Annotated in this window: 18 protein-coding genes; 15 read left to right on the forward strand and 3 right to left on the reverse strand. The window is 67.1% G+C overall.

Features of this window, described 5'->3' with window-relative positions:
• Positions 1-135: 135 nt before the first annotated feature.
• Positions 136-6312 (forward strand): CshA/CshB family fibrillar adhesin-related protein, encoded by a 6177-nt coding sequence (locus HFK18_RS15295; protein WP_257216267.1) that lies wholly within the window; start codon positions 136-138, stop codon positions 6310-6312.
• The gene (locus HFK18_RS15300) at positions 6309-10010 is read left to right on the forward strand and encodes a TonB-dependent receptor (protein WP_180166910.1); all 3702 of its coding nucleotides are present in this window, start codon (positions 6309-6311) and stop codon (positions 10008-10010) included. The genes HFK18_RS15295 and HFK18_RS15300 overlap by 4 nt, the downstream gene beginning before the upstream one ends.
• Before the next feature lie 87 nt (positions 10011-10097).
• Here the strand turns inward: HFK18_RS15300 and HFK18_RS15305 are convergent, their stop codons facing one another.
• Positions 10098-10457 (reverse strand): response regulator, encoded by a 360-nt coding sequence (locus HFK18_RS15305; protein ID WP_089240789.1) that lies wholly within the window; start codon positions 10455-10457, stop codon positions 10098-10100.
• Positions 10447-11580 (reverse strand): PAS domain-containing sensor histidine kinase, encoded by a 1134-nt coding sequence (locus tag HFK18_RS15310; protein WP_100465734.1) that lies wholly within the window; start codon positions 11578-11580, stop codon positions 10447-10449. The genes HFK18_RS15305 and HFK18_RS15310 overlap by 11 nt, the downstream gene beginning before the upstream one ends.
• Positions 11581-11758: 178 nt before the next feature.
• On the opposite strand from HFK18_RS15310, the gene HFK18_RS15315 reads away from it, so the two are divergent.
• The 5 genes from HFK18_RS15315 (at position 11759) to HFK18_RS15335 (ending at position 17900) form a co-directional block, all read left to right on the forward strand.
• On the forward strand, positions 11759-14857 hold the full coding sequence (locus HFK18_RS15315; RefSeq protein ID WP_180166911.1) for a response regulator: 3099 nt from the start codon (positions 11759-11761) through the stop codon (positions 14855-14857).
• Positions 14854-15678, forward strand: coding sequence for a CheR family methyltransferase (locus HFK18_RS15320; protein WP_100465185.1), 825 nt, complete (start codon positions 14854-14856; stop codon positions 15676-15678). The genes HFK18_RS15315 and HFK18_RS15320 overlap by 4 nt, the downstream gene beginning before the upstream one ends.
• Entirely contained in the window at positions 15678-16253 is a 576-nt protein-coding gene (locus HFK18_RS15325; RefSeq protein WP_180166912.1) for a chemotaxis protein CheB, read from the forward strand. Before HFK18_RS15320 ends, HFK18_RS15325 begins: the two co-directional genes overlap by 1 nt.
• Positions 16250-17389 carry a hybrid sensor histidine kinase/response regulator gene (locus HFK18_RS15330; protein WP_180166913.1) on the forward strand — a complete coding sequence of 380 codons (1140 nt, stop codon included), beginning with the start codon at positions 16250-16252 and terminating at the stop codon, positions 17387-17389. Before HFK18_RS15325 ends, HFK18_RS15330 begins: the two co-directional genes overlap by 4 nt.
• A gap of 82 nt (positions 17390-17471) precedes the next feature.
• Positions 17472-17900, forward strand: a complete 429-nt coding sequence (locus tag HFK18_RS15335; protein ID WP_180166914.1) for a BLUF domain-containing protein — start codon at positions 17472-17474, stop codon at positions 17898-17900.
• A gap of 3 nt (positions 17901-17903) precedes the next feature.
• On the opposite strand, the gene HFK18_RS15340 is transcribed toward HFK18_RS15335, so the two are convergent.
• Positions 17904-18191 (reverse strand): metalloregulator ArsR/SmtB family transcription factor, encoded by a 288-nt coding sequence (locus HFK18_RS15340; protein ID WP_180167441.1) that lies wholly within the window; start codon positions 18189-18191, stop codon positions 17904-17906.
• Positions 18192-18308: 117 nt separating this feature from the next.
• Between HFK18_RS15340 and HFK18_RS15345 the strand changes: the two genes are divergently transcribed.
• The 8 genes from HFK18_RS15345 (at position 18309) to HFK18_RS15380 (ending at position 25835) form a co-directional block, all read left to right on the forward strand.
• Complete coding sequence (locus tag HFK18_RS15345) at positions 18309-18746, forward strand: YeeE/YedE thiosulfate transporter family protein (RefSeq protein ID WP_180166915.1); 438 nt, start codon at positions 18309-18311, stop codon at positions 18744-18746.
• The gene (locus HFK18_RS15350) at positions 18743-19156 is read left to right on the forward strand and encodes a DUF6691 family protein (protein WP_180166916.1); all 414 of its coding nucleotides are present in this window, start codon (positions 18743-18745) and stop codon (positions 19154-19156) included. The genes HFK18_RS15345 and HFK18_RS15350 overlap by 4 nt, the downstream gene beginning before the upstream one ends.
• 63 nt (positions 19157-19219) lie before the next feature.
• Positions 19220-20272, forward strand: coding sequence for a linear amide C-N hydrolase (locus HFK18_RS15355; protein WP_180166917.1), 1053 nt, complete (start codon positions 19220-19222; stop codon positions 20270-20272).
• A 66-nt stretch (positions 20273-20338) separates the two neighbouring features.
• Positions 20339-21037, forward strand: coding sequence for an AraC family transcriptional regulator (locus tag HFK18_RS15360; RefSeq protein ID WP_180166918.1), 699 nt, complete (start codon positions 20339-20341; stop codon positions 21035-21037).
• 70 nt (positions 21038-21107) lie between these two features.
• Entirely contained in the window at positions 21108-22058 is a 951-nt protein-coding gene (locus tag HFK18_RS15365; protein WP_180166919.1) for a DMT family transporter, read from the forward strand.
• Between the two features lie 138 nt (positions 22059-22196).
• A complete protein-coding gene (locus HFK18_RS15370) occupies positions 22197-22334 on the forward strand; it encodes a hypothetical protein (RefSeq protein ID WP_164745120.1) in 138 nt (45 codons plus the stop codon).
• Positions 22335-22419: 85 nt separating this feature from the next.
• Positions 22420-24924, forward strand: coding sequence for a bifunctional aspartate kinase/homoserine dehydrogenase I (gene thrA / locus HFK18_RS15375; protein WP_180166920.1), 2505 nt, complete (start codon positions 22420-22422; stop codon positions 24922-24924).
• Positions 24921-25835 (forward strand): homoserine kinase, encoded by a 915-nt coding sequence (locus HFK18_RS15380; RefSeq protein ID WP_180166921.1) that lies wholly within the window; start codon positions 24921-24923, stop codon positions 25833-25835. The genes thrA and HFK18_RS15380 overlap by 4 nt, the downstream gene beginning before the upstream one ends.
• Positions 25836-25860: the final 25 nt, after the last annotated feature.

The following is a 25860-nucleotide window of genomic DNA, read 5'->3' on the forward strand; positions in this document are numbered from 1 at the left end:
CTGCCGGATCCGTGCACGATGGCCCAGGGGGCGGTTGCTACAACTGTGCATGTGAGGCCGGGACGGAAATCGAAAGATCCCCGGGCTATCCACTGAGCAGCGGCCCTCGGCGGGCCGACGACGGGGAAAACAGACATGTGGCAGTCGACGACGTCGCGCATCAGCGCGGGCGGTGAATCCGTTCATCCTGGAAAAAGTGCACGCCCCGGCCGGGCCGGACGATGCCTGGCCGCGGGCCTGCTGTTGCTGCTGTCGGCGATGCTGCCATCGCTGGCCTGGGCTGCAGCCTACGCGACCGGCGGCAGCAGCCCGTATCGCAACACCGTGCTGTGGCTGACCTGGGGTGGCGGCACCGACCTGGGTACGCACGGGGTGACGCTGAACAACGGGGACACGTCGTCGATTTCCATGCCGATCGCCTCCGGCATCGACCTCAACGTCACCTGCAGCCTGGCCAACATCAGCGGTGGTGGCCTCCTGCAGAGCTATCGTCCAGGCAATTTCAGCGGTGACAGTCTGGATGACCTGTACAACGTCGGTGGTACCGGCGGCGCCAATCAGCTGATCGCGGGTATATCGCGCAGCAGCGGTACATCGTCTTTCGAGATCAACTGCGTCTCGACACTGGGCGGCACGCCCTACCGCCTGCGCGGCGTGGTGATGGCCGATGCCGAGTCGATCAACAACAGCGGCGAGTTCGTCGAGGCTACCGCGCGCGGTACCTGGAACGTGGTCGAAGTGCGCAAGAACGTAGGTGCTGGCCCATACAACGTCACCAAGTCGATGATCGGTGCGAACAGCGTGGTCCGCTTTGGACCAGGCAACGACAACAACACCGCTGCGGTCACCTTCCTCAATTTCGACAATGCCGCGCATGCGCCGGGCAACTTTGCGGTGAACATGGGCTTTTCGATGCGCGGCAGCGGCACCACCGCCATCGCCATCGGCCTGCTGGTGCCGTACGCCGACTTCGGCGACGCGCCGCAGAGCTATGGCGATGCCATGCACGTGGTGGACGACCTGCAGTTCCGGCCAGATGGCCTGCCGGTCAACGCCACGCCCACCAACATCAATACCGCCGGCTATACACCGGGTGGTCTGGCACCGCCGCTGACCGACTTCCTGGGTACCGTCGGGCCCGATACCGAACAGCGCAGCAGCTACAGCGTCGATGCGAAGGGCGACGACAACTTCCCCGCGGGCAATCCCAACGAAGAGAACGCCTGGCCGGCGAGCTACGTGCTGACGGTGATGCAGGCCGGTACCCAGATCAGCCAACCGGTGGCGTGCGTGGGCAACGGCAGCGTGGCCGGCTGGATCGACTTCAACCGCAACGGCACCTTCGACCCGGGCGAGCGCAGCAACATCGCTGCCTGTAGTGGCGGCGGGGCCAATCTGAGCTGGACCGTCCCCGCGCAGGTAAGCGCCGGTACCAGTTACGTGCGCCTGCGCTATGCGACCAATGCGGCGCAGATCCAGCAACCGACCGGCGTGGCCGATGACGGTGAAGTGGAAGACCACCTGATCACCATCACTGCTCCCGCACTGAAGGTGGTGAAGGGCAACAATGCCACCGGCGGCATCTGGAACTACGGCCAGACCGGTACCCAGTACACGCTGACGATCAGCAACACCACCAGCGTGCCGACCGGCAATCCGCCGAACGTGCCGGCGGGTGTGATCACCGTGCGCGACCAGTTGCCGGCGGGTATCGTGCCGAACTGGACCGGAACCCTCAGCAGCGGCAGCTGGAGCTGTACGGCGAGCGGCCAGGCGGTGACCTGCACCAGCAGCCAGGTGCTGTCGGCAGCCGGCACCGCGGGTGACAGCAGCAGCTTCACCCTGCCGGTGATCGTGTCCGCATCGGCAAGCGGCCTGCTGCGCAACCACGCCAGCGTTGGTGGCGGCTACGATCCGTTCAATGGTGGCAATCCGCCTGCACCGGGCGAGGCGTGCACCGACGCCAACCACTGCACCCGCAGCGATGTGACCGTGCCGGTCACCCGGGTGAGCTATGCGAAACGCTCCAACACCACCGGACCGGTGACGGTCGGAGCGACGGTGAGCTACACGGTCGATGTCACCATTGCCGACGGCAACAGCCGCGACGTGCTGACCCTGACCGATACCCTCGGCACCGGCCTGGACTTCGCCAGCGTGACCAATGCCGGCGCCTTCACCTGCAATGCCGCCAATCCGTTGGTGTGCACGCTGCCAGCGGGTACCGTACCAGGCACCTACAGCCTGACCTACGCGGCCACCGTCAACGCACAGGCCAGTGGCCAGGTGGTCAACACGGTGGTGGGTACCGGCACCGACACTCCCACCTGCAGCAGCAACTGCACCACCACCACACCGGTGGCGGCGCCGCGCGTCTCGGTATCCAAGGCCAGCGCTACGGCCGGCCCGGTCGCGGTGGGCGACAGCGTTGCCTACACGGTGAGCGTGGTCGTGGCCGATGCGCGCACCACCGCTGTGACCACGCTGACCGACACCCTGGGCACCGGCCTGGACTTCGGCAGCCTGACCAATGCGGGCGGCTTCAGCTGCGTGCCCGGCAATCCGCTGGTGTGCACGCTGCCTGTCGGCACCGTGCCAGGAACCTACGCGTTCTCGTATACCGGCATCGTCAACGCACAGGCGGTTGGCCAGGTGCGCAATGCCGTCGTGCCGAGCGGTCCCGACAATCCGTCGTGTGTCGGCAGCTGTGATACCACCACGCCACTGGCCAGCCCGCAGGTGAGCTACGCCAAGCAGGCGTCCACCGGTGGACCGGTGCGGGTGGGCGACAGCATCGGCTATACGCTCAGCGTGACCGTTGCGCGTTCGCGCACCACCGATGTGGTCACCCTGACCGATACGCTGGGCAGCGGCCTGGATTTCAGCAGCGTGACCAGCGCCGGCATCTTCACCTGCAATGCCGCCAATCCGCTGGTGTGCACGTTGCCCGCCGGGACCGTGCCGGGCACCTACAGCCTGAGCTACACCGCCACCGTGAATGCGCAGGCCAGTGGCACGGTACGCAATGCCGTGCTCGGCACCGGCACCGACACGCCTTCGTGCACGACCAACTGCGTTACCACTACGCCGGTGGCGACGCCGGGCGTGAGCTACGCCAAGTCGGTGAACAGCGCCGGCCCCGTGTCGGTGGGTGACAGCCTGACCTACACCTTGACCACGGTGGTGACCAACTCGCGCACCACCGACGTGGTGACGTTGACCGATACGCTGGGCAGCGGCCTGGATTTCGGCAGCGTGACCAGCGCTGGTGCCTACACCTGCAATGCGGCCAACCCGCTGGTATGCACGCTGCCGGCCGCTACCGCACCGGGCAGCTACAGCCTGTCGTACACCGCAGTGGTCAACGCCCAGGCCACCGGCCAGGTGACCAATGCGGTGCTGGGCAGCGGCGGTGACAACCCGAACTGCACCGTCAACTGCGATACCACCACGCCGGTGGCAGGCAGCCAGATCGACTACCGCAAGACCTCGGCCGCCGCCGGCCCGGTCAAGGTGGGCGACAGCATCGCCTACACCCTGACCGCGGTGGTCAGCCGCTCGCGCACCACTGCTGTGTTCAGCCTGACCGACACGATGGGGCAGGGCCTGGACTTCGGTTCGGTCACCGCCAGCACCGGCTTCACCTGCAACGCCGCCAATCCGTTGGTGTGCACGTTGCCGGCCGCCACCGCACCGGGGACCTACACGGTCGACTACACCGCGACGGTGAATGCGCAGGCCAAGGGCAGCGTCAGCAACGCCGTGCTTGGCAGTGGCACAGGAACCAACACCTGCACCACCGACTGCACCACCACCACCCCGGTGCTGGCGGCGACGGTCACTTACCGCAAGTCCTCCAGCACCGCATCGCCGGTCAACATCGGCGATGCGGTGGACTACAGCGTCGAGGTGGTGGTCGCCAACTCGCAGACCACCGATGTGCTCACCCTGACCGATACCCTGGGCACAGGCCTGGACCTGCAGTCGGTGACCCAGCCGGGCGCTTTCACCTGCAACGCCAGCAATCCGCTGGTATGCACGCTGCCGGCGGGCACCGCACCGGGGACCTACACGCTGGGCTACCGCGCGCAGGTCAACGCGCAGGCCAGTGGCAGCGTCCGCAATGCGGTGCTGGGCAGTGGCGGCGACACCCCCACCTGCACCGGCACCTGCAGTACCGAACACGTGCTGGCCGAGCCGCGCGTGGTACTGGAGAAGCTGTCCGGCCCGGCCAGTGGCAGTGAAGTGCGTCCGGGTGACCGCTTGCGCTATACCCTGCGGGCCACGGTGGAGCGCGCTTCGCTGCGGCAGCCGCTGCAGCTGCTGGATACGCCCGATGCCGGCCTGAGCGTGGACACGCTGCCGGCTGGCTGCGTGCAGCAGGGCACCGACATCGTCTGCACGCTGCCGACCGGTACGCCGGTGGGGCAGCATGAATTCGTCTACCAGGCCATCGTCAACCAGGAAGCGCGCACGGAAGTGCTCAACCGCCTGCGCGGCCAGTACCCGGATGGTTCGCCGCCGCCGGAGTGCACCACCTGCGAGACGCGGCACAAGGTGATCTCGGACTTCGCGCTGCGCATCACCAAGACCGCCAACCCGCGCCTGGTGAAGGTCGGCGACCTGGTGCGCTACCAGCTGGTGGTCGAGAACGTCGGCAGCAGTCATTGGCGCGACGGCGTGGTGGTCGATACACCGCCGCCGGGCTTCAGCTATGTGGATGGCTCGATGCGCGTGGCCGACGACGACGGCGCGTTCTCGCTGGGCGGCAGCCAGACCCCGCTGCGCATCGGCGCGGTCGACATTGCCGTGGGCCGCAGTGCCACCATCACCTACCTGCTGCGTGTGGGTGCGGGCGTGCGCGCCGGCAACCACATCAACCAGGCCGTGGCCACTGCCGACGACGGCACCCCGCTGTCGAACGTGGCGACTGCTGAAGTGCGCATGGATGCCGATCCGCTGCTGGAAGACAGCCTGGTATTCGGCACCGTGTTCGATGATCGCGATGGCGACGGCTGGCAGGACAGTGCGGAACTGACGGGCGTGCGCGTGCAGGGTGGTTTCGCACCGGCTGCCTACGTGCCGGGTTCGACCACGCTGGATCGTGGCGATGGCCCGCAGCCGTTGGCCGATGCCAGCGCGCCGCTGCTGCATGGCGTGCAGGTGGGCGTGGTGCATGGGCTTGCGTCTACCTCGGACACGGTCGAGAGCCACCAGGTGGTGATCCGCCAGCGCCTGCGCGAACTGTCCTTCACCGATGATTTCGTGCTGGAAAGCGCACAGGGCCATCGCCTGCAGCTGGATGCGCAGGGTGTCACAACCGTGCAGCGCAGCGGCGAGGCGGCCAAGGGCCTGACCGCGGCCGAGCCGGTCGTGCATCGCGAGATCGCGCGGGTGGCCGAGGGCTATGAGGTTGCCTACGTGATCGGCAACCACGGCATCCAGGAGCAGGGCATTCCCGGCGTGCGCCTGGCCACGGTGGAGGGCCTGCTGATCGAGACCGATCCGTTCGGTCGTTACCACCTGGCCGATGTGCACGGTGGCGATGCGCGGTTGGGCCGCAACTTCATCGTCAAGCTGGATCCGGCAACGGTACCGGGTGGTTCCGAGCTGACCACCGAGAATCCGTTGCTGCGTCGGGTCACCCAGGGCGTGCCGACCCGCTTCAGCTTCGGCGTGCGCCTGCCGCCGTCGCCGCAGGCGGCTGCCGAGCGCGCCGAGCTGGCCTTGGGCGAGGTGTTGTTCGCCCCAGGCAGCAGCGAACTGCGCGCCAGCTATCGCCCGGTGTTGGCGAAGATGGCCGAGGTGGTCGATCGCTACCAGGGCGGTGACGTGGTGATTGCTGCCAACGGCGAAAGCCAGGCATTGGCCTTCGCCCGTGCGGTAGCCGTGCGTGATGCGCTGCAGGCCGAGGTGGCCGAAGGGTCGCGTGCTGGCCTGAGCGTGCAGCTGCGTACCGATGTGCGCGATCCGCACTCGCTGGTCGCTGGTGTCGATGCCGGTGGTGCGTTGCTGGGCAACGTGCTGTTCGACACCGACAAGGCGGTGATCCGCGAGGAATTCAAGCCGCTGCTGGCTGCGATCGCCGCGCGCCTCGAGAACATGGGGGGCGGTCAGGTCAGCCTGGTCGGCCATACCGATGTGCGTGGCAGCCACGTCTACAACCAGGCGTTGGGCCTGCGTCGTGCCAACGCCGTGTTCGAAGCGCTGCGCGTCCAGCTCAGCCCCGCCGTGCAGCAACGTCTGCGCGTGCGCAACGAGGAGACCGCCGCCACCCGCGCGGCGGCCCGCCAACAGGAGGCCCGCCGATGAGCGCCCATCTCTCTGTTGCCCGGCGTTCTGCCCGCCTGCGCCGCGCTGTGTTGTACCAGGCGCTGCTGTTGGGCCTGGCAGCAACCGCGCAGGCGGCGCCGCCGCCGGTCAACGCCGCGGCCAGCGACGCCGCGCCCATCCATTGCGAAGGCAACCAGTGCAGCGCCGAGGGCGACCTGCTGTTCACCCTGCGCTCGCGCAGCTTCGATGAGCCGGTGACCGAAGGTACGTCGACGCGTTCGTCGTCGCAGGTACTGCAGCCGGACCGCCGCGTCAGCATCGCGCTGGACGAGCCGGGCAAGGCAACCGTGCGCGGTGAGTTCATGATCCGCCTGCCGGAAGGCGGCGCGATCTGGGCCACCGAAGACCCTGCGATGGGCCAGCCCGAGCTGTCGATCTCGGCGCCGGGCCTGGTGGCGTTCGACCAGGGCCGCATCGTGCGGCCGGTCGAATTCTTCGTGCGTGGCAACTACACCGCGTTCATCAAACGCCTGGAAGTGAGCATCTACCGCGGCAGCGACAGCGACCGGGTCGCGCCCCTGGCGACGTTTGAACTGCCGGTGGCTGCGGTCGGGCAGGGCAGTTGGGACGGCACGCTGCCGGCGTCCACGCCGCTGCGTCGTGGCGACCGCCTGCTCTATGTACTGCGCGCGTACGATGCCGAAGGCAATGTCGATGAGACCTCGGCGCAGTCCATGCAGCTGGTGACGCTGGCCGAAGTGGAGCGTGGCAACCAGCAGCTGCGTGACGCCCTGGAAGATCGCCGCGGTACTTCCGTTGATGCCAACCAGGCCGCTTCGTTGTCGCTGCTGGAGCAGGTGTTCGACAGCAACGGCCTGCGTCAGCAGAACATCCCGGTGTACGGCTCGCGCGTGCGCCTGCGCGGCCGTGACCTGCCGCTTGGCGCGGCACTGAAGATCAACGGCGAAAGCTATCCGCTGGACCAGGATCGCAAATTCGCCGCGGAATACCTGATGCCGATCGGCCATCACGCGTTCGATGTGCGGGTCGAGCGACCCGACGCCCCGGCGATCGCGCGTACGCTGGAGGTGGATGTCAGCGGCCGCTATCTGTTCGGTGTCGGCCTGGCCGATGTCACGGTGTACCAGAACAAGGCCAGTGGTGCGGGCCGCGATGTCGCCCGTGGCGAGCGCGATGATGACGTGCTCAGTGACGGGCGGCTGGCGTTCTACCTGAAGGCCAAGACGCGCGGCCGCTATCTGCTGACTGCACAGGCCGATACGCAGAACCGGCCGTTGGACGAACTGTTCACCGGCTTCACCACCGCCGATCCGCAGGACCTGTTCCGCAGCCTGGACCCGGACCTGTATTACCCCACCTATGGCGACGATTCGCTGACCCAGCGTGACGTCGACAGCATGGGCCGCTTCTACCTGCGCATGGACTGGGACAAGAACCAGGCGCTGTGGGGCAACTACAACACCGGCCTGAGCGGTACCGAATACGCCCAGTACGTGCGTTCGCTGTACGGTGCTGCGCTGTCGTGGCGTTCGCGCGGCGCCAATGCATGGGGCGATGCGCAGACCGAACTGCGCCTGTTCGGCTCGCAGGCCGAGACCGCGCCGGGCCACAGCGAGTTCATCGGCACCGGTGGCAGCCTGTATTACCTGCGCCACGCCAGCATCCTGCGCGGCTCGGACCAGGTGGTACTGGAAATCCGTGACCGCACCACCGGCCGTGTCGAGCAGCGGGTGTCGCTGGTGCGCGGTGCCGACTACGAGATCGACGCACTGCAAGGACGCATCCTGCTGACCCGGCCACTGGCCCAGGTCAGCCGCGAGAACCTGCGCCGGATCAGCCGCGACGTGCCGCTGGACGGCTACGAGCAGCGCCTGATCGTCGACTACGAATGGGTACCGACCGGCTTCGACAATGACGACATCACCGCCGGCGTGCGTGGCAAGCACTGGTTCGGCGATCACGTGGCGGTGGGGGCTACCTATGTGGACGAACAGCGCGCCGGGCAGGACTATTCGCTGCGCGGTGCGGACCTGACCCTGCAGGCCGGGCGTGGCACCTACCTGAAGGTCGAACACAGCCGCAGCGAGGCGACCAGTGCACCGGTGTTCTTCTCCGACAACGGTGGCCTGAGCTTCACCCGGCTCAACCCCGAAGGGCCGCGCGAAGGCGAGGCGACCGCGGTGGAGGCCCGGGTGAACCTGCGCGAGCTGGGCTGGACCCAGCGCGACTGGAGTGCCGGTGCCTGGTGGCGGCAGGTCGACGGTGGTTACTCGGTGGGCCGCTTCGACACCGGCCAGCGCGTGCGTGAGCAGGGCGCCGAGCTGCTGGGCTACGTGACCGACGATTTCAGCCTGTATGCGCGATACAGCGAAGCGCGGCGCGGCAATGAATCGTTGATCCAGGCCCAGGCCACCGTCGAGTGGCGGATCGGCGACAACGACCGCGTGTCGGCCGAGCTGCGCCGGGTGCAGGAAGACCGCGGCATCGGCAGCAATGCCGGTGTGCTGGCGGCAGCGCGCTACACCCATCGCATCGGTACCGCGCTGGACCTCTATGGTGGCGGCCAGCTGACCGTCGATGACGATCATGGCCGCTACGCGGACAATGATGCGGTGGTCGCCGGTGGCACCTACACCTTCGCCAACCTGTCCACGATCGGTGCCGAGGTCAGTGATGGTGATCGCGGCAGTGCCGCGCAGGTCAATGCCGAGTACAAGCTGACCCCGCAGCACAGCTTCTATGGTGCGTTCACCCAGTCCACCGACCGCAGCGAGTACGACCCGCTGTTCAGCCCGAACGCGCAGGATGGCTGGACGCTGGGCCAGCGCTGGCGCCTGTCTGACCAGGTCAACGTGTTCAATGAGAGCCAGTTCCTGAAATCCGGCGAGGAATCGGGCCTGGCCAACACCTTCGGCATGGATTTCTATCCGGCGGTGGGCTGGAACGCGGGCTTCACCCTCAGCGATGGCAAGCTGGATGCGAGCAGTGGCGAGGTCGACCGCAAGGCCATCAGCCTGTCCGGTGGCCGTTCGTCGCCGGGTACCGAGTGGCAGAGCAAGGTGGAGTGGCGTCGTGACACCGGTGCGGAGCGGCGCACGCAATGGGTCAGCACCAATCGCCTCAGCCATCGTCTCAATGACAGCTGGCGGATCGCCGCGCGATTCAACTACGCCGACACCGACGATGCGATCAACCCGGTGGCCGGTGCACGCTTCATCGAAGGCAATCTCGGCTTCGCCTACCGCCCCTGGGATAATGATCGCTGGGCATTGTTCGGCCGATACAGTTATCTGTACGACCTGTCGACGATGGGCCAGGTCAACGGCGTGGACTACGATCAGCGTACCCAGGTGCTGTCGCTGGAAGGCGTGCACCGCATCGACCACCGCTGGGAAGTAGCGGCCAAGCTGGCCCGCCGCGAAGGCGAGGTGCGCTATGGTCGCGGCACCGGCCCGTGGTTCGATTCAGCAACGAACTTCGGTGCCGCGCAGCTGCGCTATGACCTGTACTACCAATGGCATGGCCTGCTGGAGTACCGCCTGCTGGACGTGCGCGATGGCGGTCGCCGGCAAGGTTGGCTGGCAGGTGTGGACCGTGATGTCGGCCGCAACTTCCGGGTCGGCGTGGGCTACAACTTCACCGACTTCAGTGACGACCTGACCAAGTTCGACTACACGCACCGCGGCTGGTACCTGAACCTGGTGGGTCGCTATTGAGGACAGGGCAATGCCAGGCCATGCCTGGCAAAACAGCAACGTCGCTACCCAGTAGTGCCAGGCCATGCCTGGCAAAACAGCAACGCCTCACTCCTGCTTGAGCAGCTCCACCAGCTGCCGCAACCGGTAAGGCTTGGGCAGGAATTCCACCTGCTCGGGCAGCGGCGGCAACTGCGAGCGCGCGTAGCCGGAGGAAAGAATCATCCGCGCCTGCGGCTGGTCCCGCGCCACATGCTCGCTCAGCTCGATGCCCGACATGCCGTTGGGCATGCTGATGTCACTGAACACCACATCGAAACGCGCGCCGCCCTGCAGCAGGGCGACCGCTTCCTGCGCATCCGCCGTGGTCGCCACGTCGATGCCGAAGTCGCGCAGGGCCAGCCCGATCATCTCGCGCAGATCGGTCTGGTCCTCCACCATCAATACGCGGATCGGATCATCGGTCATGTGCGGGGTCCTCGGTAGCAGGGAGCAGCAGGCTGACCGTGGTGCCGACACCGGGCGTGGTGGACACATCAACGAAACCGCCGCTCTGGGTGGTGAATCCGAACACCTGGCTCAGGCCCAGACCGCTGCCCTTGCCGATGTCCTTGGTGGTGAAGAAAGGTTCGGTCGCGCGCTCGGCGATGTCCGGGGCCATGCCATGGCCCTCATCGCAGACGCTCAACGTCACATAGGTCCGTTGCCGGGATGTTTCGGCGTCGGGGTCCATGCGGTGTTCCAGCGCGGTGGCGATCAGTACCCGACCGCCCCCCACCGTGGCGTCCGCAGCGTTGCCGACCAGATTGGCGAGCGCTGTCTGCAGCTGCACGGTGTCACTGAGTATCGCAGGCAGGCCGGCCGCCAGCGCGGTTTCCAGGGTGACGCCGGCAGGGCAGGTGGCCTGCAGGGCGGGCAGCCAGTCGTGGATACGCGCATTGATGTCCAGCGTTTCGCGGATCAGGGTCTGCCCGGTACTGAAGGCCAGCAGCTGCCGGGTCAACAGGGCACCCCGATCGCTGGCCGCCTGCGCGGTGGTGAGCAGGGCATTGGCACGCTCATCATCACCCATGCGTGCCGACAGCAGGTCCAGCGCATTGACGATGGTGGTCAGCAGGTTGTTGAACTCGTGGGCAAGGCCGCGGCTGAGCTGGCCGACCGTCTCGAACTGCTGGGTCTGGCGCAGCGCCCGCTGCGCGTCGCGCAGGAGCCGTTGCGCCTGCCACTGCTCGGTGATGTCGCGGGTGATCTTGACGAAGCCCACCAGCTCGCCGTTCTCGACCACCGACTCGATGACCACGCTGGCGCGGAACGGCGACCCGTCACGGCGCACCCGCCAACCTTCGGCCGCCTGGTGCCCGCTTTCCGCCGCCAGTCGCAGCAGCCGCTGCGGCTCGCCGGCATCGCGCTCGGCCGGCAGGTAGAAGCGCCCGAAGTGGGTACCGATGACTTCTTCCGACCGGTAGCCCTTGATGCGCTCGGCACCGGGATTCCAGCTGCAGACGATGCCGTCGGGATCGAGCAGGTACAGCGCATGATCGCGCACGCTGTCGATCAGCAATCGCAGCTGTCGGGAAGGGTCCGTCAACACGGACGGCGTCGAAGCGGCAGCGACCACGATGAAATGCGTATTACCTGTGTGAGGCACGAGAACGTAGGCAGTGCAGTGTGAAGAAGGTGTGCACGCAACGCCCGTGCCATTGGTCGTATGCGGCTGAATGCGACACGGAGTAACATCACCCCCCTTTTCCAATGTGGAACCGACCTGCATGCGTCCTGGTGCGACTACGCGTGACCGCTGGATCTGGATGACCTCGGCGGTGCTGGTGGCGGCTACGGCCGCGCTGGAACTGGTGGTGCCGCTGGGCTACGCGGTGTGGCTGGCCTATTTCATGGCCATCGGCGTCACCGTGTTCCAGCGCAGCGCCCGGGTACCGTTCGTGGTGGCCGTCAGCGCCTGCGTGCTGCTGGCGGTGGGCTACAACGTGGCGCCGGCCAGTACCAATTCGTCCTTCTCGTTCGTCAACCGGACCATCGGTGGCGCCGCTTTCCTGATGATCGCGCTGATCGCATCGCGTGCGATCCAGGCGCGACGCGAGGCCATGCGCGCGCTGTGGCTGCAGGAAGCTGAGAATGCAGTGGCGCTTGGTCTGCGCGGCGAGCTGGCACCGGAGCAGATCGCCGAGGCGGCGGTGACGGCACTGGCAACCCACCTGCGTGCGGACGTTGGAGCGCTCTATCGACTGGATGGAGGCCGGCTGCAGCTGACCGGTGGACTGGCCTTGCCGACCGGCATCCCGGCGACGTTGGGCCTGCAGGAAGGGGTGGCAGGGCAGGTGGCCCGCGACCAGCTGGCGCGGCACCTGCAGGGTGGCGACGCGACCACGCTGGAGCTGCAGACGAGCCTGGGACGTGTGCCTGTGCGCGAGCGCATCCTCGCCCCGGTCAGCAGTGACGGCGCCGTGGTCGGTGTGATCGAGCTCGGTCGCTCGGTTGTGGGTGATCAGCGTGCACTGGATGACGAACTGTTGGAGCGCTGCGCCGAAACGATCGGCATGGCACTGCGCACCTCGATGCTGCGCGGGCAGCTGATGGTGCTGCTGGAGGAGTCGCAGCGCCAAGGCGAAGAACTGCAGGCGCAGCAGGAAGAACTGCGTGTTGCCAACGAAGAGCTGGAAGAGCAGAGCCGCAGCCTGATGCAGTCGCAGAGCCATCTGGAACAGCAGCAGGCCGAGCTTGAGCAGAGCAATGTGCAGCTGGAAGAGCGCACCCACGAGCTGGAGGCGCAGAAGCAGGCGCTGCTGGTCGCGCAGGGCCAGCTGGTGCGCAACAGCAACGAACTGGCTGCCACCTCACGCTACAAGTCCGAATTCCTGGCCAACATGTCGCACGAACTGCGCACGCCGCTGAACAGTTCGCTGATCCTGGCCAAGCTGCTGGCCGACAACAAGGACGGCGCGCTCAGCGACGAGCAGGTCAAGTACGCCCGCGCCATCCTGTCGTCCAACAACGACCTGCTGGCGCTGATCAACGACATCCTCGATCTGTCACGCATCGAAGCAGGGCACGTCGAACTGGCCGATGAAGTGGTGGTGGTCGACAGCGTGCTGCAGCGGCTGCGTGAGACCTTCGAGCCGATGGCGCGGCAGAAGGGCCTGACGCTGCAGGTCGAGGCCGATGGCCTGGCCCCCAGCCAACTGGTGGCCGACAACCAGCGCCTGCAGCAGATCCTGAAGAATCTGCTGGCCAATGCGGTCAAGTTCACCGAGCACGGCAAGGTCAGCCTGCACGTTCGCAGCGGCGGCAATGGCCGGATCCGATTCGAGGTCTCCGACAGCGGCATCGGCATCGCACGCGATCAGTTGCAGCTGATCTTCGAGGCCTTCCGCCAGGCCGATGGCAGCACCCGCCGCCGTTACGGTGGCACCGGCCTGGGTCTGTCGATCTCGCGTGACCTCGCGGTACGCATGGGCGGCGATATCCAGGTGGACAGCGAGCCGGGCCGCGGCAGCTGCTTCATTCTCGAACTGCCTCTGCAGGGCGCGCCGATGGCCGAGGCCGGCGGAGACACCGCAGTCGCCGCGCCCGAACAAAAGGCACCCGTCGCGCCGACGGCCCCTACGCCTGTTGCCCAGCGCTCCAGCGCCACTCCGGTCGCCGCGGTGGCCGATGACCGTGGCCGGCGCCACCACGCAGGGCGGTTGATCCTGGCCGTGGAAGATGATGCGGTCTTCGCCGAAGCGCTGGTGACGCTGGCGCACGAACTCGATTTCGACTGCGTGGTGGCCACCACCGCCGAAGAGGCGTTGGCGCTGGCGGCGGACCTGCGCCCCAACGGCATCCTGCTGGACATCGGCCTGCCCGACGTCTCCGGCCTGACCGTGCTCGAACGGCTCAAGCGCAACCCCGACACCCGGCACATTCCGGTGCACGTGGTCTCCGGCATGGACCGCAGCCAGGTGGCACGCGAGCTGGGCGCGATTGGTTTCGCGATCAAGCCGACCACGCGCGAGCGGTTGGTGGCAGCCATCGAGCAGCTTGAACAGACCAGCCAGCGCGACGTACGGCGCCTGCTGATCGTGGAGGACGACAACGACCTGCGTCGCAACCTGGAACTGCTGCTGGGCCGCGATCAGCTGCAGATCGCCGCTGTCGGCACGCTTGCCGCAGCGGTGGAACAGCTGAGCACGGTCACATTCGACTGCATGGTGATGGACCTGTCGCTGCCCGACGGCAGTGGCTACGACCTGCTTGAGCACATGGCGGGCAACGATGATGTCGGCTTCCCGCCGGTCATCGTCTACACCGGCCGTGCCCTCAGCCGCGAGGAAGAGCAGCGCCTGCGCCGCTACTCCAAGAGCATCATCATCAAGGGCGCGCGTTCGCCCGAGCGCCTGCTCGACGAGGTGACGCTGTTCCTGCACAGCGTGGAGGCCAACCTGCCCAGCGACCAGCAGCGCCTGCTGCGCGAAGCGCGCCGCCGCGACACCGTGCTCGACGGACGCACCGTGCTGCTGGCCGAGGACGATGTGCGCAACATCTTCGCGCTGTCCAGCGTGCTGGAGCCGCTGGGGGTGACGCTGGAGATCGCCCGCAACGGCCAGGAGGCCGTTGATCGGCTGGCCCAGCGTGAGGTGGACCTGGTGCTGATGGACATCATGATGCCGGAGAAGGATGGCCTGCAGGCGATGCGCGAGATCCGCGCGCAGCGCCACCTGCAGGACCTGCCGATCATCGCGCTGACCGCCAAGGCCATGCCCGACGACCGTGAGCGCTGCCTGCAGGCCGGTGCCAACGACTACATCGCCAAGCCCATCGACGTGGACAAGCTGGTATCGCTGTGCCGGGTCTGGTGCTCGCGGCAATGAACGAGCAGGCGCTGTTCGACCTGGAGCTGAAGGTCCTGCTGGAAGCGCTGTACCAGCGCTACCACTACGACTTCCGCAGCTATGCGGTGTCCTCGCTGCGCCGTCGCGTCAGCCAGGCCATGCAGCGCTATGAGTGCGAGCGCCTGTCGGATCTGCAGCATCGGCTTCTGCACGAGCCGGAGCTGTTCGCCCAGGCCATGCAGTTCTTCACCGTGCAGGTCTCGGAGATGTTCCGTGACCCGGAGTATTTCCGGCAGATGCGCGAACAGGTGGTGCCGGTGCTGCGTACCTACCCCTCGGTGAAGCTGTGGGTGGCCGGCTGCAGTACCGGCGAGGAAGTGTGGTCGCTGGCGATCCTGCTGCACGAGGAAGGCCTGCTCGAGCGCAGCATCGTCTACGCCACCGACATCAACCCCGCTGCACTGGCCACGGCCGAGGCTGGCGCCTACGGCATCGACCGCCTGGCCCAGTTCAGCCGGAACTACCTTGCCGCTGGCGGCACCGGTTCACTGTCGGACTATTACACCACCGCCTACGACGGCGCGGTCTTCGACCGCCAGTTGCGCCGCAACGTGGTGTTCGCCGACCACAGCCTGGCCACCGACACGGTGTTTTCGGAAGTGCACCTGGTGTCCTGCCGCAATGTGCTGATCTATTTCAACCGCGACCTGCAGGATCGGGCGGTGGGATTGTTCCGCGAAGCACTGGTGCATCGCGGCTTCCTCGGCCTCGGCAGCAAGGAGTCGCTGCAGTTCGGTCGCCATCACGATGCGTTCGAAGCCTGTTCGCGGGAGCACCGCCTGTACCGGAAGGTGGCCTGATGGTGGCGATGTCCCGCCCTGAAGTAGTAGTGGTCGGCGCATCGGCCGGTGGCGTGGCCGCCCTGCAGATCGTGCTTGGCGCGTTGCCGGCCTCCCTGCCGGTGCCGGTACTGGTGGTGCTGCACCTGCCGCGCGACCGTTCCAGCCGCATCGCCGATGTGCTGGCACCGTACTGCGCGCTGACCGTGCGCGAAGCGGAGGACAAGCAGCCGCTGCAGGCGGGAACGGTGACGTTCGCGCCGCCGGATTACCACCTGTTGGTGGAAGACACGCAGGCCATCGCACTGTCGATGGACGATCCGGTGCTGTTCTCGCGGCCGGCCATCGATCCGCTGTTCGAATCCGCCGCAGCCGTGTTCGGCACGCGTGTGCTGGCGATCCTGCTGACCGGTGCCAGCAGCGATGGCAGTGATGGCGTGGCCGCGGTGCGCACCGCTGGTGGCCAGGCCTGGCTGCAATGCCCCGAGGAGGCCGAAGCATCGATGATGCCGGCCTCCGCCCTGCAGCATGCCGGCGCCGACGCCGTGCTGCCCCTTGAACTGATGTGTCGCCGCCTGAAGGAGTTGTTTGCATGAACCTGCTGCCGCCGGACCCTGCTCAGTCGCAGGCCCCGGTCAACCTGCTGATCGTCGACGACGTGCCGCAGAACCTGGTGGCGATGGAGGCGCTGCTGCGCCGCGAGGGCGTCAACCTGCTGCTGGCCGATTCCGGCGCGCAGGCGCTGGAACTGCTGCTGGAGCATGAGGTGGCGCTGGCGCTGCTGGACGTGCACATGCCGGAGATCGATGGTTTCATGCTGGCCGAGCTGATGCGCGGCTCGCAGCGCAGCCGCGACGTGCCGATCATCTTCCTGACCGCCTCGCCGGACGATCCGCACAGGGTCTTCAAGGGCTACGGGACCGGCGCGGTGGATTTCCTGCACAAGCCGGTGGCGCCGCAGGTGATCCTCAGCAAGGTCAATGTGTTCATCGAGCTCTACCAGCAGCGACAGCTGCTGAAGGCACGCAACGAGGCGCTGGAGCGCGCGTTGAAGCTCAACGAGACCATGGCCGCGGTGCTGACCCACGACCTGCGCACGCCGCTGTCGGCGATCCTGCTGTGCGCCGACAAGCTGTCGCTGGAGCTGCCGGCCGACAATGCCGGCGCGCAGCAGACACTGAGCTATCTGGAAGCCAGCACGCTGCGGATGGCGCGCATGGTCGAGCAGTTGCTGGACTTCTCGCGGATCCGCAGTGGTGGCCTGCGCCTGCAGACCGGTACCTGCGACCTGGCCGAGGTGACGCGTGCGGTGCTGGTGGAGGCCGGTGCCGGTCATCGGGCTGATCGCATCGCACTGGATGTGCGCGGTGATTCGACCTTGCAGGGCGACATGGATCGTTTGGGGCAGATCATCGCCAACCTGGTCGGCAACGCACTCACCCATGGCGCTGATGCAGTGGTGCAGGTGCAGGTCGATGGCGGCGATGCACGCGTGGTCGCGCTGCGCGTAAGCAACGCCGGCCATGTCGATGAAGCGTTGCTGCCGCGTTTGTTCGAACCGTTCAAGGCAAGCTTCCACCAGAGCAACGGCTTGGGGCTGGGCCTGTACATCGTTGACCAGTTCGTGCGTGCCCATGGTGGACAGCTGAGCGCGCGCAACGACGCAGGACAGGTGGTGTTCGAGGCACTGCTGCCGCGCCGCGCCGATGGACGCAGCCCGGCCGTTTCCTGAATTCTTCAGCTGACGCGTGAGCGTACTGAGACGGACGCGTCCGCAACTGCTACCGTGGCACCACTCTTGCAAAGGAAGCTCCATGCCACTGCGTGCCATCGCCTACGTCAGCCAGTCCAAGCCGGATCTTTCCGCCGAACGTCTGCAGGCGCTGGTCGAAGATGCCGCGCGCTTCAACAAGGTGGCAGGGGTGACCGGCGTGTTGCTGAATGACGGCGAGCGCTTCCTGCAGTACATCGAAGGTCCACCTGATGGCATCGATTCGGTGTATGAGCGCATCCTGCAGGCTGGCAGTCATGTCGACATCGTCGAGCTCGCGCGCGGCCGGGTTGGCCAGCGTCAGTTTCCGTACTGGGCGATGCGCGTGTTGCCGGTGGACGCTGCGCTGCTGCGCCAGCTTTCCGCAGGGGACTGGGCGGGGTTCGCCCGTACGGTGAACGGTGACAGTGCACTGTTTACCGCGGTGGATCTGTTGACCGAGGTCGTGCGGCCGGCGCTCAGCGCGGGCTGATCGCTAGCGCTGCGGAGTGCAGTACGCCGCGTGCAATGCCTGCAGCACCCCCAGCGCCGGACCGTCCAGCAGCCGATAGTGCAGTGTCTGTGCCTGCCGTCGCGTTGCCACCACATCCAGATGGCGCAGCACGGCCAGATGCTGTGACAGCGCCGATGCGCTCAGGCCGGTCACCGCCTGCAATTCCGGCACGGGTGCTTCGCCTTCCACCAGACGACACAACACACGCAGTCGCGCCGGGTGGGCCAGCGATTTCAGCAAAGCGGCTGCCTGTGCGGCATGCGTGGCCATCGCGGCACTGTCGGTGGTGATGCTGGGCACGGCTTGACCCGATAGTTCAGGAAAGTCTAATTTAGGGAAATCTAAATTAAAGGGCAAGCCGATGCGCGCGATACAGAGGGGCAGGACGTGAACCTGCCCTGGGCGGCAATTGCAGGCGGCGGCCTGATCGGTACGTCGGCAGTGGTGCTGCTGGCCACGCTCGGTCGGGTGGCCGGCATCAGCGGCATCACTGCAGGCGCCGTGGCTGCACCACGTGGTGATCGTGGCTGGCGCTGGGCCTTCCTGCTCGGATTGATGGTGGCTGCGGCGGCGGTGCTGAGCTGGCAGGCGGGCGCGGGACAACCACCGCGCGCGTTGTTGCGTGACGCACTGCCGCCCTGGCAATTGATCGCTGCCGGTGTGCTGGTAGGCGTCGGTACGCGGCTGGGCAATGGCTGCACCAGCGGCCACGGTGTCTGTGGCCTCGCCCGTGGTTCACGACGATCGCTGGTGGCGGTGCTGGTGTTCATGGCCTGCGCGATGCTCACCACGTTCCTGGCGCGCCACGGCGGAGGCCTGTCATGAGCCGCAGCCTGTGGGCCGCATGTGCTGCCGGTGGCCTGTTCGGCACCGGTCTCGCGCTGGCCGGCATGACCGACCCGCGTCGCGTGCTCGGTTTCCTCGATGTGGCCGGCGACTTCGATCCCACGCTGGCTTGGGTACTGGCGTCGGCACTGCTGGTCAGTGCACTGGGTCAGTTCTGGCTGCGGCGGTGGCAACGCCCATGCTGCGCCGAGCGCTTCCAACTGCCGGCAGCGCAGGCGGTCGATAGGCGGTTGCTGCTGGGCGCGGCAGTGTTCGGCATCGGCTGGGGCTGGGTCGGCTATTGCCCGGGGCCCGCGCTGGCCGCGCTGGCGGTGGGCGCGCGCGAAGCCCTGTGGTTCGTGCCGGCGATGGCGGCTGGTTTCTGGCTGCATGACCGCTGGCTGCGCTGAGGTTTCACGTTTGCCTCACCGGTGCAGGGTTCAGATCACTTTTCCCGGGGAAAGGAGCATGGCATGGCACGGATGAAGTGGAACGGCAGCGCGTTGTTGGCGGCGGCACTGGCGACGGCGTCGATGCCGGCCATGGCCTGCACGCGCGCGGTGTATCTGGGCGACAACGGCGATGTCATCACCGCCCGCTCGATGGACTGGAAAGTGGATGTCGCCACCAATCTTTACGTGTTGCCGCGTGGCATCGCGCGCACCGGCAAGGCCGGGCCGGGCTCGATCGCATGGACTGCGCGCTACGGCAGCGTGGTGGCCACCGGCTACGACATCTCCACCACCGATGGCATGAACGAGAAGGGCCTGGTCGCCAACCTGCTGTGGCTGGTCGAGTCGGAATACCCGGCTCAGCGCAGCGGCAAGCCCGGCCTGTCGATCTCGTTGTGGGCGCAGTACGTGCTGGACAATTTCGCCACGGTGGAAGAAGCCGTGACCGCCCTGCAGCGCGAGCCGTATTCGATCGTTACCGACAAGGTGCCTGGCGAAGACCGCCAGGCGACGCTGCATCTGTCGCTGTCCGATGCCAGTGGTGACAGCGCGATCGTCGAGTACATCGGCGGACGCCAGGTGATCCATCACGATCGCCGCTACCAGGTGATGACCAATTCGCCGATCTTCGACCAGCAACTGGCGTTGAACAGCTACTGGCAGCAGATCGGTGGCACGGTGATGCTGCCCGGCACCAACCGTTCGGCCGACCGCTTCGCGCGTGCGTCGTTCTACATCAACGCGATTCCGAAAGCGGAAGATCCGGTGGAGGCGCTGGCCAGTGTGTTCAGCGTGATCCGCAACGTGTCGGTGCCGTTCGGCATCACCACGCCGGGCGAGCCCAACATTTCGTCCACCCGCTGGCGCACGGTTGCCGACCACAAGCGGCGCCTGTATTTCTTCGAGTCGGCACTGACGCCCAACACCTTCTGGGTCGACCTGACCAAGGTCGATTTCGGCGGCAAGGTGCTCAAGCTCGATCTCGGCCGTGACCAGCGCAATACGTTTGCCGGGGATGCGCTGCAGCACTTCGTGCCCAGCGCGCCGTTCACCTTCCTTGGCGTGGAGGGTTAGCGCGAGGCTGTGTCGCCAGCGCCCGGCAACGTTGCGGGCCGGTAGCGGCGCGCGCACACTCGTTGTATGGGCGCGATCTTCCATCTACGACACTACGGCCAGGCCACCGGCCTGGATCGCCACGACTATGCGCAGTGGGTGTTGCCACTGCAGGGTGAGCTGCAGTTCGAGATGGAGGGCAGGGGCGGCCGTCTTGACCTGTTGCAGGGGGCCTTCGTGGCTGCCGGTGAGGCACACGACCAGGTGGCCGACGGCCCCAACGGTTTCGTGATTGTCGACTGCGGGCCGGGTGTGCTCGATGACGCGACCCAGGAGCACCTGTGCCGGCAGCGCTGGCTACATCTACCTGCCTCATTGCGGCAGCGGCTTGCCCGGGTACAGGCAGGGCAGCCGGTGCCGGCGCTGCTGCCGGACCTTCTGCATACGTTCGCCCCGGCGGGCAGCGGCGCGCGCCTGCAGGGTTTGTGCGCTGCCGTGGAGGCAATGCCCGGACAGGTGTGGTCGGTAGCGCGCATGGCCGCCTTTGTCGGCATCAGCGAAAGCCGTCTGCATGCGGTGTTCCGGTGTGAGTTCGGGGTCAGCCCGCAGGCCTGGCTCAGTGCCAGCCGCCTGCGTTGGGCCAAGCACCAGTTGCGGGTCAGCCCGGCTTCGATCAGCGACATCGCACTGGCCGCTGGGTATTCCGAGCAGAGTGCACTGACCCGTGCGCTGCGCCGCGAATGCGGGCAGACCCCGGCAGCATGGCGGCGGGCGGGCGGCCAGTAGCCTCGGTCAATACGCTGGCCTCTCTGTCGCCTACACTTCGCGGCCTGTGCTCTCCCACCAAGAACCTGCAATGCGCAACAACCCGATTGCTCTGGGCATCGTCAATGGCATCGCTGCCGGAGCGCTATGGGGCGTGGTCTTCCTCGCGCCCGCCGTGCTGGACACCTTCAATGCATTGCAGCTCTCTGCTGGCCGCTATCTGGTCTATGGCCTGATCGCGGTGGCCCTGCTGCTGCCGCGCTGGAAGCGCTTGGCACCGAAGCTCGGCCGCGCCGAATGGATCGGCCTGTTGTGGCTGAGCCTGGCCGGCAACCTGGTGTACTTCCTGCTGTTGGCCACGGCCGTGCAGTGGGCCGGTGGCGCCGCTGCTTCGTTGATTGTCGGCCTGATTCCGGTAGTGGTCACTCTGGTGGGCGTGCGTGAGCAGGGGGCGGTGCCATTGAAGCCGCTGCTGCCGGCGCTGGGCCTGTGCGTGCTCGGGGTGGCGATGGTGGGCTGGGAAGCGCTGATGTCCGAGCACCTGGGCACCCCCTGGCGGCAGCGCCTGATCGGCCTGCTGTGCGCGTTCGGTGCGTTGTTCTCGTGGGCGCTGTACTCCATCGGCAACAGCCGCTGGTTGGCACGACGGCCTGATCTTTCCAGCCATGACTGGTCGCTGCTGACCGGCGTCACTACCGGCGGATTGTCACTGCTGCTGGTGCCGATGGCGTTCATCGGACACGCCGGGACTCATACGACCGCGCAGTGGAGTGGGTTCTGGGCCATCAGCGCGGGCGTTGCGGTGGTCGCTTCGATCCTCGGCAACGCGTTCTGGAACCGCGCCAGTCGCCTGCTGCCGCTGACCCTGACCGGGCAGATGATCGTGTTCGAAACCCTGTTCGCGCTTCTCTATGCCTTCGCCTGGCAGCGACGTTGGCCAAGCCTGCTGGAACTGCTGGCGATCGTGCTGCTGGTCGGCGGCGTGCTGTTGTGCGCGCATGCGCACCGCACGCCCCGCGCGATCACCGAACATGTCGGCTGAATCGACGCATTGAAGCCGACGATCACCGGTTTGTCTCAATTGCAACCAAATGCCGGCACGTTGGCCGATGATCGCCGCAAAGGAATATTGCGCCGCAACACTTGACAGGGGCCATCGTGCCGGTGTTTTCTGTACGTCATGGTCCTTGATGCCGCCAACGCCCGTCTGATCGCCCCCGCTACCGCGGGCCGTTCGACTGCGCCGGTCGCCATCACCACCACCATTACCACCACCACCGTCACCACTGCCCTGGTGCGGCCCGTCGTCTTCGTGTAACTCCCGAAAACAACGGCCCCGCACCATCCAGGTGACGGGGAAACTCGACCACCTGCATGCGACGGGGCCTCCAACCGAGGTCTGCATGTCTTCCATCGCCCCCGCCCATTCGCCTGCTGCGTCCGCTCTGGCTGCGCCGTCCACTGTCGTGCACAAGTTCGGCGGCACTTCGGTGGCCGACGCTGAGCGCTATCGCCATGTTGCCGGTCTGCTGCTGGCCCGCCCCGAGTCGTTGCAGGTCAGCGTGGTCTCGGCCATGAAGGGTGTTACCGACGCGCTGATCGAACTGGCGCACCTGGCAGCCCAAGGCGATGCCGGCTGGCAGGAAGCCTGGCATGCACTGCGCGCACGCCATCGTGGTGCCGCGGTAGCGCTGCTGGGTGAGCAGGTGGGCGACACCGTGGACTGGATCGATGCACGCTTCGATCAGCTGGCCGAGGTGCTGGCCGCCCTGGCGGTGATCGGTGAACTGCCGCGCGAAGTGCTCGACCGCGTGCAGGGCCTGGGCGAAGTGTTCTCCGCACAGTTGCTTGGCACCCATCTGCGCGCGCTGGGTGAGGACTGCGCGGTGCTGGATGCACGCGATGTGCTGGTGGTCGGCCATGGCGAACTGGGCGTGGATGTCGACTGGGATGCCAGTGCCGGCCGTCTTGCCGCGTGGCGGCTGCAGCACCCGCAGCTGCGCGTGGTGGCTACCGGGTTCGTCGCCCGCGACCGCCAGGATCGCGTCACCACGCTGGGCCGCAACGGCAGCGACTATTCCGGTGCGATCTTCGCCGCGCTGTTCAATGCCGATGAACTGCATATCTGGACCGACGTCGACGGCGTGCTGTCGGCCGACCCGCGGCTGGTGCCGGAGGCTGTGCAGCTGCACGCGCTGAGCTACGACGAGGCCTGCGAGCTGGCCTACTTCGGGGCCAAGGTGGTGCATCCGCAGACCATGTCGCCGGCAATCCGGCTGGGCCTGCCGATCTTCATCCGCAATACGTTCCATCCCGGTCATCCGGGTACCCGCATCAGCGCCGAACGCTCGCCACGTGGTCCGGTAAAGGGACTGACGCTGAGCGCGGATCTGGCCCTGCTCAATCTGGAAGGCACCGGTCTGATCGGCGTGCCGGGTACCGCCGAACGCGTGTTCGCCGCGCTGCGCCAGGCGCAGGTCTCGGTGGTGATGATCTCGCAGGGGTCCTCCGAACATTCGATCTGCTGCGTTGTCCGTGCTGGCGAAGCGGCGCGTGGTCGCGATGCCGTGGTGCAGGCGTTCTCGCACGAACTCGCAGCTGGCCAGGTACAGCGCGTGCAGGTCAGCGAGGGCGTCAGCGTACTGGCCGCAGTCGGCGATGGCATGGCGGGCCAGCCGGGCGTAGCCGCGCGGCTGTTCGAATCGCTGGGCCGGGCACAGGTGAACATCCTGGCGATCGCGCAGGGATCGTCCGAGCGCAACATCTCGGTGGCGGTGGCAAGCGCCGATGCCACCCGCGCGCTGCGTGCCGCGCATGCGGGATTCTGGCTGTCGCCGCAGACGTTCGCGGTGGGTGTGATCGGTCCGGGCAATGTCGGCGCCGCGCTGTTGGACCAGTTGCTGGCAGCACGCCAGCAGCTGCTGGCCAAGGCCAACGTCGATCTGCGCCTGCGCGCGCTTGCGTCACGCTCGCGCATGCGCCTGGAGGCCGATGGGCTGCATGAAGACTGGCGCCAGGCGCTGCAGGACGCTGGACAGAGCAGCGACCTGGATCAGTTCACCGAGCACCTGCTGGCCGCACATCTGCCGCATGCGGTGGTGATCGACTGCAGTGGCAGCGCCGAGGTCGCCGAGCGCTATGAAGGCTGGCTGGCCGCAGGCATCCATGTGGTGACCCCGAACAAACAGGCCGGCGCCGGGCCGCTTGCGCGCTACCAGCGCATCCGTGCGGCGGCGGCCGCCAGTGGCGCGCGCTTCCGCTATGAGGCCACGGTGGGTGCCGGCCTGCCGGTGATCACCACGCTGCGTGACCTGGTGGATACCGGCGACGAAGTGTTGGCGATCGAAGGCATTTTCTCCGGCACGCTGGCCTGGTTGTTCAATCGCTTCGACGGCAGCCAGACGTTCTCGGAACTGGTCGCGCAGGCACGCTCGATGGGCTACACCGAGCCGGATCCGCGCGATGACCTGTCCGGTGTGGACGTCGCGCGCAAGCTGGTGATCCTGGCCCGCGAGGCCGGACACGCACTCAGCCTGGAGCAGGTGCAGGTCGAGAGCCTGGTGCCGGCGTTGCTGCGCGAGGGAAGCGTGGACGACTTCATGGCCCGTCTGGGCGCATCCGATGACGCGCTGCTGGCACGGCTGCACGACGCCCGCGAGCGCGGTGCAGTGCTGCGCTATGTCGCGCGGCTGGGCCCGGATGGTGCCTCGGTCGGCCTGCAGGAGCTGCCGGCCGACCACGCGTTCGCCAACCTGCGGCTGACCGACAACGTGGTGCAGTTCCGTACCCGCCGCTACTGCGACAACCCGCTGGTGGTGCAGGGCCCGGGCGCGGGTCCGGAAGTGACCGCTGCCGGCGTGTTCGCCGATCTGCTGCGGGTGGCGGCCGGCGAAGGAGCGCGGCTGTGATCGCACGCGCCTTCGCGCCCGCATCGGTGGCCAACGTGGCCGTGGGCTTCGACATCCTGGGCCACGCCATCGCCGGTATCGGCGATACGGTGAGCGTGCGCCGCATCGACGAACCTTTGGTACGCATCGACGCCATCCGCGGCAGTGCGGTCGAGCTGCCGCTGGATCCGGCCGGCAACACCGCCGGCGCGGCGCTGATCGCGCTGCGGGCGGCACTGGGCCTGCACTTCGGTTTTGCCATCGAGATCGACAAGGGCATTCCCTTCGGCTCCGGCATGGGCGGATCGGCCGCCTCCTGCGTTGCCGCGCTGGTGGCGGCCAATGCGCTGTTGGACGTGCCACTGTCGCGCGAAGCGCTGTATCCGTTTGCACTGGATGGCGAAGCCGTGGCCAGCGGTGGCCGCCATGGCGACAACGTCGGCCCGCTGTTGCTGGGGGGCGTGGCGCTGTGTACGGCTGATCGCCTGGTGCCGATTCCGGTGCCGGCCAGCTGGCACAGCCTGCTGGTGCATCCACATGCGGTACTTGAAACCCGGCGCGCGCGGCAGGCGCTGCAGGGCAGCTATGCGTTGGGCGAATTCGTTGCGCAGAGCGCCAACCTGGCGCTGGTATTGAGTGGCTGCCATCGCAGTGATGCATCGCTGGTGCGCGCCGGCCTGCGCGACGTGCTGGTCGAGCCGCGGCGGGCGGGCCTGATCGTCGGCTTCGACGCGGCGCGTGACGCCGCACTGGCTGCAGGCGCGATGGGCGCAGGCATTTCCGGCGCCGGGCCCAGCGTATTCGCCTGGTTTGAAGATGCCGACCAGGCGCGCGCGGCAGCGGAACCGGTGCGTGCGGCCTTCGCCGCTGCCGGTTTCGAGAGCGATGCCTGGATCTCGCCACTCGATGCACCCGGAGCCCACTTGTGCTGAATTCTCCCTTCCTACCGGATATCGA

Source organism: Stenotrophomonas sp. SbOxS2 (assembly GCF_013416715.1).
Taxonomy (GTDB): Bacteria; Pseudomonadota; Gammaproteobacteria; order Xanthomonadales; family Xanthomonadaceae; genus Stenotrophomonas; species Stenotrophomonas lactitubi.

What these genes read in the sequence shown, in the direction of transcription:
- HFK18_RS15355 (WP_180166917.1), top strand. Translation starts at nt 19,220, where the DNA reads ATGGCACGGATGAAGTGGAACGGCAGCGCGTTGTTGGCGGCGGCACTG.
- HFK18_RS15330 (WP_180166913.1), top strand. Translation starts at nt 16,250, where the DNA reads ATGAACCTGCTGCCGCCGGACCCTGCTCAGTCGCAGGCCCCGGTCAAC.
- HFK18_RS15305 (WP_089240789.1), bottom strand. Translation starts at nt 10,457, where the DNA reads ATGACCGATGATCCGATCCGCGTATTGATGGTGGAGGACCAGACCGAT.
- HFK18_RS15325 (WP_180166912.1), top strand. Translation starts at nt 15,678, where the DNA reads ATGGTGGCGATGTCCCGCCCTGAAGTAGTAGTGGTCGGCGCATCGGCC.
- HFK18_RS15360 (WP_180166918.1), top strand. Translation starts at nt 20,339, where the DNA reads ATGGGCGCGATCTTCCATCTACGACACTACGGCCAGGCCACCGGCCTG.
- HFK18_RS15365 (WP_180166919.1), top strand. Translation starts at nt 21,108, where the DNA reads ATGCGCAACAACCCGATTGCTCTGGGCATCGTCAATGGCATCGCTGCC.
- HFK18_RS15335 (WP_180166914.1), top strand. Translation starts at nt 17,472, where the DNA reads ATGCCACTGCGTGCCATCGCCTACGTCAGCCAGTCCAAGCCGGATCTT.
- thrA (WP_180166920.1), top strand. Translation starts at nt 22,420, where the DNA reads ATGTCTTCCATCGCCCCCGCCCATTCGCCTGCTGCGTCCGCTCTGGCT.
- HFK18_RS15295 (WP_257216267.1), top strand. Translation starts at nt 136, where the DNA reads ATGTGGCAGTCGACGACGTCGCGCATCAGCGCGGGCGGTGAATCCGTT.
- HFK18_RS15300 (WP_180166910.1), top strand. Translation starts at nt 6,309, where the DNA reads ATGAGCGCCCATCTCTCTGTTGCCCGGCGTTCTGCCCGCCTGCGCCGC.
- HFK18_RS15370 (WP_164745120.1), top strand. Translation starts at nt 22,197, where the DNA reads ATGGTCCTTGATGCCGCCAACGCCCGTCTGATCGCCCCCGCTACCGCG.
- HFK18_RS15350 (WP_180166916.1), top strand. Translation starts at nt 18,743, where the DNA reads ATGAGCCGCAGCCTGTGGGCCGCATGTGCTGCCGGTGGCCTGTTCGGC.
- HFK18_RS15320 (WP_100465185.1), top strand. Translation starts at nt 14,854, where the DNA reads ATGAACGAGCAGGCGCTGTTCGACCTGGAGCTGAAGGTCCTGCTGGAA.
- HFK18_RS15315 (WP_180166911.1), top strand. Translation starts at nt 11,759, where the DNA reads ATGCGTCCTGGTGCGACTACGCGTGACCGCTGGATCTGGATGACCTCG.
- HFK18_RS15340 (WP_180167441.1), bottom strand. Translation starts at nt 18,191, where the DNA reads ATGGCCACGCATGCCGCACAGGCAGCCGCTTTGCTGAAATCGCTGGCC.